The organism is Arthrobacter sp. Y3222053 (genome assembly GCF_059092805.1).
In genome coordinates, this window is sequence record NZ_JBNHIA010000001.1 from 368,971 (window position 1) to 382,684 (window position 13,714).

The window sequence follows — 13,714 nt, forward strand, 5'->3', positions numbered from 1 at the left end:
CGCCGCCAGCCGCCCGCTCCCGTCTCTGCGCGCGGAGCAAGCCGCATCGGCACCGGAATCCGGCAACGACGTCCTCTCCCCTGCCCATCTGGACGGAGCAGGCAAGTGATTGACACCGCCACCACGCTGCTGGTCCTCGACCTGCTCGGCATCTTCTTCTTCGCCGTCTCCGGGTGCCTGCTGGCCGCCCGCCGCAACTTCGACATCGTGGGCTCGCTGCTGCTCGGCTCCCTCGTGGGGCTGGGCGGCGGGGTGATGCGGGACCTGATCATCAACCAGGGCGTGCCGCTGGCCTTCACCGAACCGATCTATCTGCTGCCGCCGGTGCTGGCCGCCCTGCTGGTCTTCCTTCACGCCCTGGGCGTGCAGCGGTACCGGCGCACGCTGCTGGTCTTCGACGCCGCCGGGCTGGCCCTGTTCTGCGTCACCGGCACCCTCACCGCGCACGCCGCTGGCCTCAACCCCGTCTCCGCGGCGCTGCTGGGGCTGACGACGGCGGTCGGCGGCGGGCTGCTGCGCGACGTCGTCGCCAACGAGGTGCCGCAGGTGTTCAACCCGCGCGGCGTCTATGCCATCCCCGCGCTGCTGGGCGCGGGACTGGTCTCGCTGTTCCTGTCCCTGGACATCTTCACCCCGGTCCTGGGATGCGCCGTGGCGCTGCTGGTCTTTGCCCTGCGGGTCCTCTCGCTGCGCTACGGCTGGCGGATCCCGCTGGCCGGCCGGACGGTGTCCACGAACGGCGACTAATCTTTTCCTTCGCCCGGAAATCAGGCGGGCGCGAGCAGAGCGTCGAGTGCCGGCAGGCTCCGCGGCGCCCGTCCCCGGAGTCGGTTAGGAGCTGTAGGGGGCGCAGCGGGCGCGGAGGTCCTCGACGGCGCTCTGCCAGGTCTCGACGTCGAGGCCCCAGAAGGTGGTGGTGCCCTCTTCCAGCTCGATGGAGTTCTGGACAGGCGAGGAGAGTTCCAGCAGTGCGTCTTCCATGTCGCGAGGGGCTGACTCGGTAATGGCGTCCAGTTCCGACAGAAGCAGGCGGCCGGTCTCCGCGGTGCCCTGGTAGCCGCTGGTGCCGTCATAAATGGTGATGCGGTTCGTCGCCTCACTCAGGGGACCTGCACCGTCGCTGCCCATCAGCTTGAGGCATGTATCTTCCTCCGAATCCTGTGCCGGTGCGGGGGCGGCTGCCGGTGAGCCCGCGGAGGCCGACGAGGCCGGCGCCGCCTGGGGCGCTGGGCCGGCGTCGGCCTCGGCACAGCCGGTGAGCAGGAGCAACGCAAGGGCCGGCAGGGTGACAGCCTTTTTCATAATTTCCCCCTAGGATTCGTCAAGAGCTGCCTCATCCTAACGGACAGAACGCACCCTTCCGTAGGGCGGGGCGGAAAGGGGCCACCGATGCGGATGGCCCCTTCCCGGTTCCGCGCGCGGTTCAGGCGGTGCGGGCCGCCGCCGACGCGATGACCTCGGCGAGGTCGGCCGGGCGGCTCCACATCGGCCAGTGCCCGGTGGGGAGGTCGACGACGTCGGTGTGCGCCAGGGTCACGACCTCGGCAAACATGGGATGGCCGCTGCGGGCCAGCTCCAGGACCTGCGCGCCCGGAATCGAGCAGCACACCAGGGTGGTGGGAACCGCGCGGCGGGCCTCGTTCGTCAGGTTCGCGGGCTGGCGGAGCACGGGGCCGGGCACGGGGACCGCCCGGGCCGTGAACCGCTCGCGGGCCTCTGGGCTCAGGCCCTCCAGGCTGGCCTGCTGGCCGAGGACCTCCAGCGGCGGCAGCGGAAGCTCCTCCGTTTCCTCCGGCAGGTCCGGCGCGAAGATGCTGCCCGGCGCCACCGGCCCGGAGTCGACCCACACCACCCGCTGCACGAGCTCGGGGTGCCGGTCCAGGACCAGGCTGACGGGGAAGTTCGCGCCGCTGTGCGCGACCAGGACCGCCGGCGACTCCGCGGAGATCCCGGACCGGGCGAACACGTCCAGCACTGCTGCGGCCTGATCGTCGAGCGTCTTGGCGGTCCGCTCCGGATCGTCGCCGTCGAGGCCGGGCAGCGTCAGCGCGACGGCACGCGAGGGGCCGGAGTTCAAGTGGTCGAGGACTTCGTCCCAGGCCCAGGCGCCCAGCCAGTGGCCGGCGATGAGAACGATGGTGGGGCTGCTCGTAGTAGCTGTCATATCTCTACTCTCGGGGGTCCCCCGGCCAGCTGTATGTCACTATTTGTGTCATGAATTTGCGGCGGGCCGAAGAGTGAAACGGGCGGAACGGCTCCATGCCCTGTCCGAGATGCTGCGCCGCAGCGGAACCCGGGGGTGCTCCGCCGAGCGGCTGGCCACCGAGTTCGGCGTCTCGGTGCGCACGGTCAAGCGGGACCTCACGGCTCTGGAGAACAGCGGCGCGCCGGTCTGGTCGCGCCCGGGGCCCGGCGGCGGCTTCGGCCTGGCCGCCCGCGCGTCCCTGCCGCCGGTCAGCCTGTCCCCGTCGCAGGCGGTGGCGCTCATGGCAGCCGTGTCCGCCGCATCTGATGCTCCGTACGCCGATCTGGCGTCGGCCGGAATCCAGAAGATCCTGGATGTCCTCGATCCGCGCACCCGGGCCCATGCGGACGAGCTGGCCGGCCGCGTCTGGGTCAACGCGCTTCCCGCCTCGCCCCGCACGGTTCGGTCGGCGCTGGAGGAGGCAATGGCGGAGCAACGGGTCGTGCGCATCCGCTACACCGCGGCGGACGGGACAACGGCCAGCCGCGACATCGAACCGGTGCTGTTCGCCTCCACCAACGGCCGGTGGTATCTGGTCGGCTGGTGCCGGCTGCGGGACGCGATGCGCTGGTTTGCCGTGGCGCGCATCGAGCGGGCCAACGTCACCAAGGCGGCCTGCAGCGGCCACACCGTGGAGGAGGTCGGCGAGCCGCCGGCGAACGCCCGACCGGTGCACGGCCGGGGCGCGTGAGCCGCTTAGCCAACCGCTCCGGTCCGTGGAGCCGGCGCCGGCTCAGCGGCTAAGGCTCGATGGTCACGGTCTCGGTGCCGCAGGTCAGCAGGAGCGCGTCCCCGTCAGCCTCGAGTTCGCAGTCACGGTCTTCCACCCGGGGAAAGCCGCTCAGCTCGTCGGCCGGGCGGTTCCACACGTAGTGGAACGGACCGTGCTCGGTGTAAATGCCCACCCGGTCGCCGTCGAAACCGTCCTGGGTAATCACCACCGATCGCCCGTCGTCGGCTTCGAACCTGATCTGGTCGCCGGCTAGACCCATTGCCAGTACGACTACATACCCGATCACTGCCGGCACGAAAGCTGCCAGGAGGCCCGCGGCGACACTGGTCCATCCCACGGTTTCCCGGACCCAGGTTTTCCGAATGCGCCCAATCAGCCCTTTCGCCAGCAGCACCATCCCCAGGGCGCCGCCGGCCAGGCTGAGCAGCAGAATTCCGCTGCAGATGAGGTCACGGGACAGGCCGAAGAAGTGGAACACCACGCTCCGGCCGGACGCGTCGGTGTGCGGGGTGGTCAGCACCGTGTAGGCAGCCCCGTAGGCCAGCGCGGCCGCAGCCATCAGCGCGAGGCCTGTTGCCTCCCCGCGTTTGATGCCCGCTTTCCGGCGGGGCGGATCCGTCCTCTCCATGACGTAGAGGCTAGCGGCGGGGCGGTCCAGGGATGAAGCCACCATCGGCCGCGATCGCCACCAAACTGCGCCTCGCCGCCGGCGCCGTCCGTAATCACCTCTCCAGTGCCACGCAGAAGATCCAGACCACTACCCGGCACGACGCCGCCCGCTACGCACGCGAAGGGAACCGGCTATGACCCTGATCAGGTCGAAGGGGGCCACCGTGACGGCAGTGCCCGGAAGTCACATGTGCTAGGGCACCGGAGCGGAGCATGGTCCGGGTGGTCGTGTAGCCGGCGGCGCCGTCGCGGATCGTGATTGCGGTTATGCCTGCAGGGCGGCACGGGCACAGGCCCGTTCCTGCGGGGCCGGCTCCTTCGCCGGCAGTCCGCCAGTGCCGCCAAAAAACCCAAGGATCAGCAGGACCTGCCTGGGCCTGCGGAGAAGTTTCTGGACGGTTGCGCGCGGCAGCCTGGTTTCGGCGCTGGTGGCCCAGCCCAGCGTGCTCAGGCCGTGGGCGACCGCCTCTACGATCTCGTTCCAAGCAGTCCTCTTTCCTGCCGCAATCTCAAGGAGGAGTAGCAGGGCTGCGTCCAGTTCAGCCTCATGCCGATGCCGGTGCGCCAAAGACCGGGCCAGGGAGACCCACAAAGCCACCGGGTCATCGAGCAGCCGGTTGCCGGCCGCCGAGAGGATGAGTCTGCCCTTGAGCTTGCGGATCAGCCCCAGCTCCTGAGCGCTCTGGCGCAGCGTGAGGACGGGAATGGTTTGCACCTCACGGTTGGCCTTGCCGATCCAGCCCGGGTCCAACCGGAGCTCGGTCATGGCCTCCTGGACCAGGGACGGAGGCAGCCAGCCTGCCGCCGTCAGGGAAACACCGTCATGGCCTATGCGCCGGATGAGCCAGAGATACGGTGCGGTCATTGCTGCGGCGACATCCGGGTCCACATCTGCCCGCTGTTCCACGCCGGCGCTGGCCACGTAGGCCAGGAACTCACGGCGGGCTGCCGGGAGCACCCGATGCGCCAACGCCTCGATCGCCGACGCTTCGGGCCCCATGAGCGCCCCGTCCGCGAACAGGTGCCGTAAAGCGTCATTGGCGGCGTCGAGGTTCGGGTCCTCCGGGTCGAAGCCGTTCCACGGACCTGTCACTGCGGCCACCCATTCTTTGGCCTCGTCGTGATCGCGGTGCCTCGGGTCGGCGAGTACCGCGAGGAGGTTCTGGTAGCCGTGGATTCCTCCGGAATCTTCCAGGGGCGCCCTCCGCGCGCCCTCCACGACGCGAGCTACGGGATCATCGGCCCGGGCAGCGCGGGATCCGGTGAGTTCCAGGCGGTGAGTCCAGCCGTCGGCGAGATCGTACTCGTAAAACAACCGCGTGGTCTCGGCGGAGAAGACATCGCCCAGGGCCCACTCAGACTCCGGGAGGGCACCATCATGGTCTTCCACCACGTCCTCCGGAACCCAGCGCCGATGTTCGCGGCCCTTTGCACGGAAGCCTGGTGGCCGCCTGTTGGGGTCCGTGTCGGTGAAGTAATGCAGATGGGAATCCCGCCAGCCCACAGCTGTCTGGATGACCTGGTGGAACCCGTCCAGGCTCAGTGACGCGTCGACTTCCAGGAAGCGCCAGATGCTCGGCTCGCTGTCCGCGATTGTGACCTTCACCTGCAGCAAGGTCCGCCCGCAGCCTGTTTTAGCTTCTCGTGTCATCACAGCACAATCCTGCCAGTGCCTGTCGCGCGGTCCTGGCAAGAGCGCCTGGCGACGTTCATGCCTCAGGTGTGAATACTTCGGGTCGCGGTCCCGACAGACCTCAAGGGCGGGACGGAGGGCATCGAGGCTGCGCTGTGCGTTGAGGACGGCGTCCAGGGCCGGCGCCGAGTCCCGTGAGCGGCGAGCGAGGACTTCGACCAGCAGATCGACGCCGATGTCCGCGAGAGATTCAATGACGCCCCATCCACCGCCCGACCGGGACCAATCCCCTCGACCGCCTGCGGTTGTCCGCCGACTCCTCAACCAACACTCCCGTGCTTCTCGGCTCAGGAGACGTCCAGGGCACTCGGATCCCGCGCCAAGGGCCGCAGCACGCTCGCCCACGACCGCCGCGAGAGCGGGCAGCTGCTCGGCATCCGCCGCGGCAACGCCGTCCTCTACCCCGGATTTCAGTTCGACAGCAACGGAAACGTCCACCAGGCCATCCCTGCACTGATTCAGGTGGCCCGCGAATCCCGGCGCAGCGACGAGGACCTTGCCCAGTGGATCTGCCTCCCGTCCGGCTACCTCGACGGGGACCGCCCGGTGGACCGGCTGCAGGATGTCGACGCTGTTCTGGCGGCCGCTCAGGGGCACTTCGGAGCCGAGTGGTGACTGCGGGCCCCTCCGGACCGCTCACCGCCGACACTCACATTCTGGATGAGGGGGCGCACCTGTACCGGCTGTTCACCAACAGTCCGAACAGGCATGCCGGTACCTTCAACCCCGGTGCCGGGCCGCGGACCCGCTTTGCCTTCTTCGGAGACCCGGTCGTGCCGGTGCTCTACGCGGGCGAATCGGAGATTGCCGCGATTTCCGAAACCGTGCTGCACGATATCCCTGCCGAGGGCGGCGCACTGCTGCCCGGGGATTACCAAAACAAGGTGGTGGGCCGGTTGGTAGCGCAGCGCCCGCTTCGCCTGGCGTCGTTCATGGGAACGGGATTCAGGACCATGGGGGCCTCCGCTGAAGATGTCACCCGGACACCGGCCAGCCGCTACGGGGAGACAGTCCTGTGGGCGGAGGCCGCACACACGGCCGGCTTTGAGGGCATTACCTGGATGAGCCACCAGTGCGACACCGAGAAGGCTTATGTGTTCTTCGGCGACCGCGTGCGTGAGGATGATTTCGCGGGTGGACCCCGCCTACGGACGGGCTTTCGCACTGCCGCACGACGCTGACTGGCTGACGCGGCTCTGCACGCCGCTGCGGATTGAGGTCCGCCGATAGACAACGAGGCAGGCCTCCCCGAGAAGTGCGGAAGGCCGTCGTCGTCGGGTCAGCGTGTAGCCGGCGGCGCCATCGGAGTTGGACGGGACCGTGCCGGCCAAGCGGCCGGCGGCGCAGGTCGTACGGCGGCACAGCCGGCGCGGCGTCAGGTGCTCTGGAGGGTGCGTTTGCGTGCGTAGGCCCGTGCAGCACGGACCCGATCACCACAACGGGTCGAGCACCATTGCCGTCGTGCGTGGGTGCGGAGAAAGAACCTCTCGCACGAGTCCGCTTCGCAGAACGCAAGCTGTGATGCCTGCTCGCTGCTGAGCAGAGTCGCGGCATCGTCAGCGATAACGGCCATGACATGCTCGACAATCTGGGTCACGGGGTGCTCGGCGGAGCGGTGGAATCCTGCCGCGGGCTCAAAGCGCAGCAGCAATGCGCCCGGGGCGGAGGTGAGTGCGCGGTTCACGGCCTCCACGGCCGCCGTCGGGGGCGCTTCACCCGCCGTGAGCGCGGTGAAGAGGGCGCGCAGGTCAGCGCGCAGCGCTGCCAGCCGGCCCCGGCAGTGTTCGTACAGCACGGCGTCGGGCGCGATGAGTCCGTGAGCCTTCAGCCAGGCTACCGCCGCTGCCGGAGTGGCCAGCTCGTCGTAGCTTTTTCCGCCGGGCTGCAGGCCGGCGCTGTTGATCAGCGCCAGGCAGGGATGCTCCAGGGTTCCCGGTGCGGCTGCGGGCACTGAATCAGACATGTTCTCATGCTATCAGTTGCATTTAACCGTGAGATGCCTGCTACGGTCTTATCACGCTTAAGCTCGCACGTTTCCATGAGGAGTTGTATGCACCACGGTCGATCTTCCGGCTCGGCGCCGTTCACGCTGTCCGTCCTGTCCGCGGGCGGCACGGGAGTGGGGATGACCGCCGAGGAGGGCCTTGCGGCGGTGATTTCGCTTGCCCGCACCGCGGACCGCCGGGGCTATCACCGGTTCTGGATGTCTGAGCATCACGGGATGGGAGCGACCTCAGTCTCGTCGCCGCAGCTGATGGTCGCGCGGCTCATCGCCGAGACTGCTGGCATCCGCCTCGGCGCCGGCGGAGTCATGCTGCCCAACCATGCGCCGCTGCTGATTGCTGAGCAGTTCGGCATGCTGGAGGCCCTCGCTCCGGGCCGGATCGACCTGGGTGTGGGGCGCGCGCCCGGAACGGACGGGGCCACGGCCGCGGCTTTGCGGCGGGGTGCGGACGCCAATGACGGCTTCCCGCAGCAGGTGCTCGAGCTGATGGGCTTCCTGCGTGACGAGTTCCCGGCCGACCACCCGTACCGGCACGTCCATGCTGTGCCCGGCCCCTGGCAGGCCAAGGAAAACCGGGTCCCGCCGCCCCAGTCCCTGCCGGAACTGTGGATTCTGGGTTCCTCGCCGTATTCGGCCCGGCTGGCCGGGCACCTCGGCCGCCCCTATGCCTTCGCCCTGCAGTTCGGTGACGCCGACATTGACACGGCTATGCAGCTGTACCGGGACAGCTTCCGACCCTCCAATGTGCTCGCGGCGCCGCAGACCCTCGTGAGCGTGCCCGTGGCGATCAGCGACGACGTCGAGGAGGCAAAGCGCCAGGCGGCAACCTCGGCGATGGCGATGCTACGGATGTTCAAGCGCGAAGGCTATCTGCTCCTGCCGCCGGATGAGGTCGAGGCCTATCAGGCAACCCTGCAGGAGCGGCAGATCCTCGACTCCTATACCAACCGCAGTTTCCACGGGACGGCCGCTGCCGTGGCCGATCGCCTCGAGGCCCTCTGGAAGCGCACCGGGGTCGATGAAGTGATGCTCGTGGTCGGCGGCCACTCGACCGCACTCGACGAAGAAGGCATCAACCTCCTCGCCGATCACTACTCACTGCCACGCACAGACACGCTTCCGGCCGCCAGTTAATGCGCCACCCATAATGTCAGCACTTCCAGCCCAACCATTCCAGGAGATCCCCATGACCGCACCACGCCGAGCCCTGATTGTCGTTGACGCCCAGCAGGAGTACTTCGACGACGGACTGCTTCCGATCCAGTACCCGGACCGGGACGACTCACTCGCCGTCGTCCCGGTCCGCTATCAAGGAGGCGCAGGACGCCGGGGTGCCGGTGGTGCTCGTGCAGCATGAGCTCCCCGCCGAAGCGCCGGTGTTCGCCTCCGGCTCGCCGACGTGGCGGAACCACCCCGGAGTGGCCGCCCATGAAGGGGAGGCAGCCAAGCGCATCAGCAAGCAGTTCTCCAGCATCTTCGCCGGCACGGACCTGGAACCCTGGCTGCGGGAGCAGGGCATCGACACCATTACCCTGGCCGGCTACATGACCAACAACTGTGTGATCGCTTCCGCTGCGGCCGCCGAACCCCTCGGTTTCGCCGTCGAGGTCCTCTCCGACGCGACCGGAGCCATCGATCTGGCCAACGAGGCGGGCACCGCACCGGCACGCCAGGTGCATGAAACCCTCATGGCGCTGCTGCACTCCAACTGGGCTGCCGTTGCCGACGCCGAGACCTGGGCGGCGGCGCTGCGGACGGGTGCGCCGCTGGCCAAGAGCGACCTCGTCACCTCCGCTGCCCAGGGGCGCGGCGGCGCGTAAGGGATTCCCCGCCAGCGGACACGACGACGGCTCCCCCACCGCGTGTGGAGGAGCCGACGTCGTTCGTACGGTTAGGACACCGGAGCCAGCACCGGGTAGTCGGTGTAGCCGGCGGCGCCGTCGGTGTAGACGGTGGCCTGGTCCAGCTCGTTCAGCGGCAGGTCTTCCTGCCAGCGGCGGGCCAGGTCCGGGTTGGCGATGACCGGGCGGCCGACGACGACGGCGTCGGCCAGGTCCTCTTCCAGCAGCATGATGGCGTCGTCGCGGCTGGTGACGGTGCCGAAGCCGGTGTTCAGCAGCACCGGGCCGCCGAAGCGGTGGCGCAGGCCCTGGACCAGCTCGTCCGCCGGGTCCTTGTGCAGGATCGACAGGTAGGCCGGCAACAGATCAGCGATGCCGTCCACCAGTGCGGTGTAGGTGGCGGTGACGTCCGCGCGGTCGGTTTCCAGCACGCCCTGGATGTTGTGCTCCGGGGAGATACGGATGGCGGTGTGCTCGGCGCCGATCGCCTCGGCCACGGCACGGAAGGTTTCGATGACCATCCGCGCCCGGTTCTCCGGGGAGCCGCCGTAGTTGTCCGTGCGGGTGTTGGAGACCGGGGAGAGGAATTCCTGCAGCAGGTAGCCGTTGGCGCCGTGCAGCTCGACGCCGTCGAACCCGGCCTTCATCGCGTTCCGCGCGGCGGAGACGAAGTCCTGGACGACGCCGGGCAGCTCCTCCGTGGTGAGGGCGTGCGGCACCGGGTAGGGCTGCTTGCCGTCATAGGTGTGCGCCATGCCTTCGACGGCGATGGCGCTGGGGGCCTGCGGCTGGCGGCCGCCGTTGATGTTCTCGTGAGCCACGCGTCCGGAGTGCATCAGCTGGGCGACGATCCGGCCGCCGGCCTCGTGCACGGCGTCGGTGACGCGCTTCCAGCCGGCCACGTGCTCCTCGGTGACCAGGCCGGGCATCAGCGGGTTGCCCTGGCCGGGGAAGGAGGGGTAGATGCCGTCGCTGATGATCAGGCCCATGGAGGCGCGCTGGCGGTAGTGCTCGACCATGATGTCGGTGGGCACGCCGCTGCGGTCGGCTCGCACGCGGGACATCGGGGCCATGACGAGGCGGTTGGGCAGTTCCATGGTGCCGACGGTCAGCGGGGTAAACAGTTTCACTAAGCCGGTTCTTTCTCTCGCTTGCGGCAGGGAAGCGCTCCCCGCGCTGATGGTTCTTCAGCGAGGGCAACCGTGAAGCCCACTGCAGATATTCCACAGCGTCCGGCAGGTCACACGCCGGCGGCGGGCGCATCGACCCGGACCGACCCGAAACGGTGCCACTGCGGCCCGGGCACCGGCTGAGCCTTTACCCCCACCGGCGCCGGGGTGATCATGGCGGAAAGGCCGACGTCGGTCCGGAGCCGGTTCGTCCGGTGCCTCCCGGCAGCACAGAAAAGGCAGCCCCATGAGACTTCTCCCCTCTCTGCGGCGCATGATCTCCATAGTCCTTGCCGCCGGCCTTCTGCTCCTGGCCGCTGCGACGGGCGCGTCCGCCCTGTCCTCCGCCGCACCGCCCCGGATGGGGCCCGCCGGGCCCGCAGCACTCCCCATGGTCGACGGCGACGACGGCGGAAGCGGCGACGCTACGGGCCCCCAGTTCTACAGCGGGCTGAGTGTCGACGTCGGGGACAACGTCTCCGGAGACGTGTACGCGTCCGGGCAGGACATCACCATCGACGGCGATATCACCGGTGATGTCATCGCCGCCGGCCAGACGATCACCATCAACGGCACAGTTGACGGCAACGTCCGCCTGGCCGGGCAGAACATCACCATCAATGGGGCGGTGTCGCGCAGCGGCACGATCTTCGGTGCGGACATCGAAGTCACCGGCAGCGGGTCCTTCGGCGAGGACCTGGTGGGAGCCGGGCAGGACATCGACATCGCCGGGACCGTCGGGCGAGACGTCGAGGTCGGCGTTGGCTCCCTTTCCATCGACGGAACGGTGGGCGGCAACCTCTCGTACAGCTCGAACGAGGAGGCGGACATCGCCGACGGCGCCGTGGCCGGGTCCGTGGAGCGCAGCGTCCCGGAGACCATGCCGGACCCGACGCCGGGTGAGCGGTTCGTGGGCTGGCTGCTGGGACTGCTGTATGCGCTGGTGTCGCTGAGCATCATCACGGTGCTCGCCGGCTGGCTGTTCCCGCGGCTGCTGCGCCGGGTGACCGACCAGCTCGTGCCCCGGCCCTGGAAAGCGCTGCTGGTCGGGTTCGTGGCCGCCGTCGCCGTTCCGGTGGGGACGCTGCTGGCCCTGGTCACGGTCATCGGCATTCCCCTGGCCTTGTCCTGGCTACTGGTCTGGACCGTGCTCACCCTGGCCTCGTTCGTGTTCGGCGCGTACTACATCGGCCGGCTCGTGTTCCGCGGCAACCAGCATCCGGTGATCAAGGCGCTCGTGGGCGGGGTGATCCTTATCGTCGCGCTGCACATCCCGTGGCTCAACATCGTGGTGTGGCTGGCGATGGTGTTCTTCGGCCTGGGGGCCCAGCTGCTGGCGATCTACGAGCGGCGGCCGTGGCGGCGTGCCCCCGAGCCGTCCCTGCCGGCTCCGCCGCATGCGCCCGGTCCGGCACCCGGCGCCTCGGCCTCCGGGCCTCCCCCAGGCCCGCTTCCGCAGGGCCCGCCGCGAGAGGCATGACACTGAGCTGGCTGACGCGGCTATGACGCCGCTGCGGAGCGAGGTGGGCAGGTAGACGACGACGGCGGGCCCTCTCCCGTCATGTGGAGGGGCCCGCCGTCGTCGTACTTCTCTAGGAGGCAGCCAGCTCGAGCACCGGGTAGTCGGTATAGCCGGCGGCGTGCTCGGCGCCGATAATCTCGGCACGGCAACAAACTCTCAGCCGGTAGCTCTGGCTGGGCTTCGCCACCACTAACGGACGCCGGCGAACTGTCCCGCCTCGCGCAAGTCTCTGGATGCGGTGAACTCCTCCGCGAGTGCCTCTTCCTGGTACTCAACGAGTTCGACGTGGTGCTCCACTAGGGCCTCACGCACTTGGGCCGGGCTGGCGTAGAAGTACTCCCGGCGCAGGTTCACCAGGTTCACCCGCTGGGCGGCGAAATGTTGGTGAAGCATGCTCTCGATCCCCACCGCGTCCTTAGAGAAGAACAAGGCGTGTACGTCGAACAGGAACGGGACTGAGGCATCTCCCAGTTCTCGGACGCGCTCCATCGGGTTGAGGCGACGGGTCATTCCGATCTTCACCACGCCCTCGCCAAAGGCACCGAGATTGGAGATGACGTACACATACCCGGCGCGCGTGTTCAGGGCGTTGTCTTCGGCATCGGCAAGCTTGGCTTCGGCCTCCTCCAGCTGCTCCTGGACACGCTGGACGCCTTCGAGGTCGCCGGCGGATTGCAGCTGGGCCAGGACGGTCGCGTAGTGGTCGACTTCCTTCTTTTGCTTGGCCTTTAGCGCTTCCCATTCCCGCTGGGCTTTGGCGGCCTCGCGAGCCTCTGCGCGGGCTTCGGCCTCGAGCTGCTTCTGATTAGCCACCGCCTGCAGGTGCCGGGCGGCGAGCGCGAGCTCCTGCTCGCGTAGTTGGTGGTAAGCGTTAGTGACCTGAAGTCCGATCATGGCGCCGCGCTTGGCGATCTGCTCGCGAGCCTTCTCCAGGCGTGCCTGCGCCGTGGCCAAGTTGCCCGCCTTGACGGTTTTCACACAGTTCTCCGCCTCGGCGTTGTAGGCACGTAGCAGCAGGGCAGAGAGATCTCGAACGAACTTGGCCCCCTCCCGGGCCGAGTTGTTGAACGTGAACCCGGAGACGGCGGTGACTGCAGTCTTTTCCCGCAGCCTGTCCTTGATGCGGGCGCGCACTGTGGCCAGTTCGTCGGCAAGCTTCACGGAGGCCTCGGCCGGGTGCTCATAATCGTAGAACCCGATATTGTGCCGGTCGGCCACTTGGCGCACGTCGAGCACCTCGCCGCGGACGGATGCGAGTTCGGCGTTCGCAGCGGCCAACTCCTGTTCCGCGACCGAAATCGCTTGGTTCAGGTCTGCATTATGGCGTTCCTTCGCAATGACGTCGAGGGCTCCGACACGTTGCAGGTCGGAGAACATCTGCGTATTGGCCAGGTAAACCTCGTCGGCGTACTGCTTCAGTCCGGCGGCGGGGACGGGTGGGGCCCCCATGCCGGTGCGATAGATGTTCTCCGCGCTGACTCCGAAACCTTCTGCCGGAGCCCCGAAGGCCTTTTTGTACTGCTTCAGGACATTCAGCAGGATCCACAACACACCTGCGGCCACGATCAGGCTCACCAAAAAAGCCTCGGACGGCAACAAGGCCATCAGAAGAAGGCCGATACTGGCCCAGGTGACGTGGCGGCCGAATCCGGTTGGCTTCTTCTTCGGCTGTTCTGGATCCGGCTCAGGGCCGAACGATAAACTGGGCATGCTTCCCCCATGATCGAGTGATAATTCTCGAACCGTAACAGCTGCCACCGACACCCAAAGATCCCAGGGGCAAGCAGATCCAGCCCCTGTGCCTATAGACGGGGCAGGTGTTGCCGTCGGACGCTAA

General features: G+C 68.2%; 16 protein-coding genes. 9 read left to right on the forward strand and 7 right to left on the reverse strand.

Features of this window, described 5'->3' with window-relative positions:
• Positions 1–105: 105 nt before the first annotated feature.
• On the forward strand, positions 106–747 hold the full coding sequence (locus AC5RUW_RS01775) for a trimeric intracellular cation channel family protein (protein WP_494159110.1): 642 nt from the start codon (positions 106–108) through the stop codon (positions 745–747).
• An 84-nt stretch (positions 748–831) separates the two neighbouring features.
• Here AC5RUW_RS01775 and AC5RUW_RS01780 read toward each other — a convergent pair whose 3' ends face one another.
• Both AC5RUW_RS01780 and AC5RUW_RS01785 read right to left on the reverse strand, forming a co-directional pair.
• Entirely contained in the window at positions 832–1,302 is a 471-nt protein-coding gene (locus AC5RUW_RS01780; RefSeq protein ID WP_494159111.1) for a hypothetical protein, read from the reverse strand.
• Positions 1,303–1,423: 121 nt separating this feature from the next.
• A complete protein-coding gene (locus AC5RUW_RS01785) occupies positions 1,424–2,164 on the reverse strand; it encodes an alpha/beta fold hydrolase (protein WP_494159112.1) in 741 nt (246 codons plus the stop codon).
• Positions 2,165–2,237: 73 nt separating this feature from the next.
• Between AC5RUW_RS01785 and AC5RUW_RS01790 the strand changes: the two genes are divergently transcribed.
• Positions 2,238–2,936 (forward strand): helix-turn-helix transcriptional regulator, encoded by a 699-nt coding sequence (locus tag AC5RUW_RS01790; RefSeq protein WP_494159113.1) that lies wholly within the window; start codon positions 2,238–2,240, stop codon positions 2,934–2,936.
• A 49-nt stretch (positions 2,937–2,985) separates the two neighbouring features.
• Here the strand turns inward: AC5RUW_RS01790 and AC5RUW_RS01795 are convergent, their stop codons facing one another.
• Complete coding sequence (locus AC5RUW_RS01795) at positions 2,986–3,606, reverse strand: hypothetical protein (protein WP_494159114.1); 621 nt, start codon at positions 3,604–3,606, stop codon at positions 2,986–2,988.
• Between the two features lie 32 nt (positions 3,607–3,638).
• Between AC5RUW_RS01795 and AC5RUW_RS01800 the strand changes: the two genes are divergently transcribed.
• Positions 3,639–3,785 carry a LuxR C-terminal-related transcriptional regulator gene (locus AC5RUW_RS01800; protein ID WP_494159115.1) on the forward strand — a complete coding sequence of 49 codons (147 nt, stop codon included), beginning with the start codon at positions 3,639–3,641 and terminating at the stop codon, positions 3,783–3,785.
• A gap of 127 nt (positions 3,786–3,912) precedes the next feature.
• Here the strand turns inward: AC5RUW_RS01800 and AC5RUW_RS01805 are convergent, their stop codons facing one another.
• Positions 3,913–5,253, reverse strand: coding sequence for a plasmid pRiA4b ORF-3 family protein (locus AC5RUW_RS01805; RefSeq protein ID WP_494159116.1), 1,341 nt, complete (start codon positions 5,251–5,253; stop codon positions 3,913–3,915).
• Between the two features lie 549 nt (positions 5,254–5,802).
• On the opposite strand from AC5RUW_RS01805, the gene AC5RUW_RS01810 reads away from it, so the two are divergent.
• Positions 5,803–5,955: a hypothetical protein gene (locus AC5RUW_RS01810; protein WP_494159117.1), complete on the forward strand. Its 153-nt coding sequence runs from the start codon at positions 5,803–5,805 to the stop codon at positions 5,953–5,955.
• Complete coding sequence (locus AC5RUW_RS01815) at positions 5,952–6,521, forward strand: RES family NAD+ phosphorylase (protein WP_494159118.1); 570 nt, start codon at positions 5,952–5,954, stop codon at positions 6,519–6,521. Before AC5RUW_RS01810 ends, AC5RUW_RS01815 begins: the two co-directional genes overlap by 4 nt.
• A 194-nt stretch (positions 6,522–6,715) precedes the next feature.
• On the opposite strand, the gene AC5RUW_RS01820 is transcribed toward AC5RUW_RS01815, so the two are convergent.
• Positions 6,716–7,303 (reverse strand): CGNR zinc finger domain-containing protein, encoded by a 588-nt coding sequence (locus tag AC5RUW_RS01820; protein ID WP_494159119.1) that lies wholly within the window; start codon positions 7,301–7,303, stop codon positions 6,716–6,718.
• A gap of 87 nt (positions 7,304–7,390) precedes the next feature.
• Between AC5RUW_RS01820 and AC5RUW_RS01825 the strand changes: the two genes are divergently transcribed.
• From AC5RUW_RS01825 to AC5RUW_RS01835, 3 genes are read left to right on the forward strand one after another with little or no spacing between them, the layout of a single operon-like run.
• Complete coding sequence (locus AC5RUW_RS01825; protein WP_494159120.1) at positions 7,391–8,479, forward strand: LLM class flavin-dependent oxidoreductase; 1,089 nt, start codon at positions 7,391–7,393, stop codon at positions 8,477–8,479.
• Positions 8,480–8,531: 52 nt separating this feature from the next.
• On the forward strand, positions 8,532–8,702 hold the full coding sequence (locus tag AC5RUW_RS01830) for a hypothetical protein (RefSeq protein ID WP_494159121.1): 171 nt from the start codon (positions 8,532–8,534) through the stop codon (positions 8,700–8,702).
• Positions 8,677–9,165 (forward strand): isochorismatase family protein, encoded by a 489-nt coding sequence (locus AC5RUW_RS01835; protein ID WP_494159122.1) that lies wholly within the window; start codon positions 8,677–8,679, stop codon positions 9,163–9,165. Before AC5RUW_RS01830 ends, AC5RUW_RS01835 begins: the two co-directional genes overlap by 26 nt.
• Before the next feature lie 71 nt (positions 9,166–9,236).
• On the opposite strand, the gene AC5RUW_RS01840 is transcribed toward AC5RUW_RS01835, so the two are convergent.
• Positions 9,237–10,316 (reverse strand): alkene reductase, encoded by a 1,080-nt coding sequence (locus AC5RUW_RS01840; protein ID WP_494159123.1) that lies wholly within the window; start codon positions 10,314–10,316, stop codon positions 9,237–9,239.
• A 286-nt stretch (positions 10,317–10,602) separates the two neighbouring features.
• On the opposite strand from AC5RUW_RS01840, the gene AC5RUW_RS01845 reads away from it, so the two are divergent.
• Positions 10,603–11,835 carry a DUF8173 domain-containing protein gene (locus AC5RUW_RS01845; protein ID WP_494159124.1) on the forward strand — a complete coding sequence of 411 codons (1,233 nt, stop codon included), beginning with the start codon at positions 10,603–10,605 and terminating at the stop codon, positions 11,833–11,835.
• A gap of 231 nt (positions 11,836–12,066) precedes the next feature.
• On the opposite strand, the gene AC5RUW_RS01850 is transcribed toward AC5RUW_RS01845, so the two are convergent.
• Entirely contained in the window at positions 12,067–13,587 is a 1,521-nt protein-coding gene (locus AC5RUW_RS01850) for an SNIPE associated domain-containing protein (RefSeq protein WP_494159125.1), read from the reverse strand.
• Positions 13,588–13,714: the final 127 nt, after the last annotated feature.

Coding starts and splice junctions, on each gene's coding strand:
- AC5RUW_RS01850 (WP_494159125.1), bottom strand. CDS start 13,587: ATGCCCAGTTTATCGTTCGGCCCTGAGCCGGATCCAGAACAGCCGAAG.
- AC5RUW_RS01800 (WP_494159115.1), top strand. CDS start 3,639: ATGAAGCCACCATCGGCCGCGATCGCCACCAAACTGCGCCTCGCCGCC.
- AC5RUW_RS01780 (WP_494159111.1), bottom strand. CDS start 1,302: ATGAAAAAGGCTGTCACCCTGCCGGCCCTTGCGTTGCTCCTGCTCACC.
- AC5RUW_RS01785 (WP_494159112.1), bottom strand. CDS start 2,164: ATGACAGCTACTACGAGCAGCCCCACCATCGTTCTCATCGCCGGCCAC.
- AC5RUW_RS01825 (WP_494159120.1), top strand. CDS start 7,391: ATGCACCACGGTCGATCTTCCGGCTCGGCGCCGTTCACGCTGTCCGTC.
- AC5RUW_RS01820 (WP_494159119.1), bottom strand. CDS start 7,303: ATGTCTGATTCAGTGCCCGCAGCCGCACCGGGAACCCTGGAGCATCCC.
- AC5RUW_RS01845 (WP_494159124.1), top strand. CDS start 10,603: ATGAGACTTCTCCCCTCTCTGCGGCGCATGATCTCCATAGTCCTTGCC.
- AC5RUW_RS01795 (WP_494159114.1), bottom strand. CDS start 3,606: ATGGAGAGGACGGATCCGCCCCGCCGGAAAGCGGGCATCAAACGCGGG.
- AC5RUW_RS01830 (WP_494159121.1), top strand. CDS start 8,532: ATGACCGCACCACGCCGAGCCCTGATTGTCGTTGACGCCCAGCAGGAG.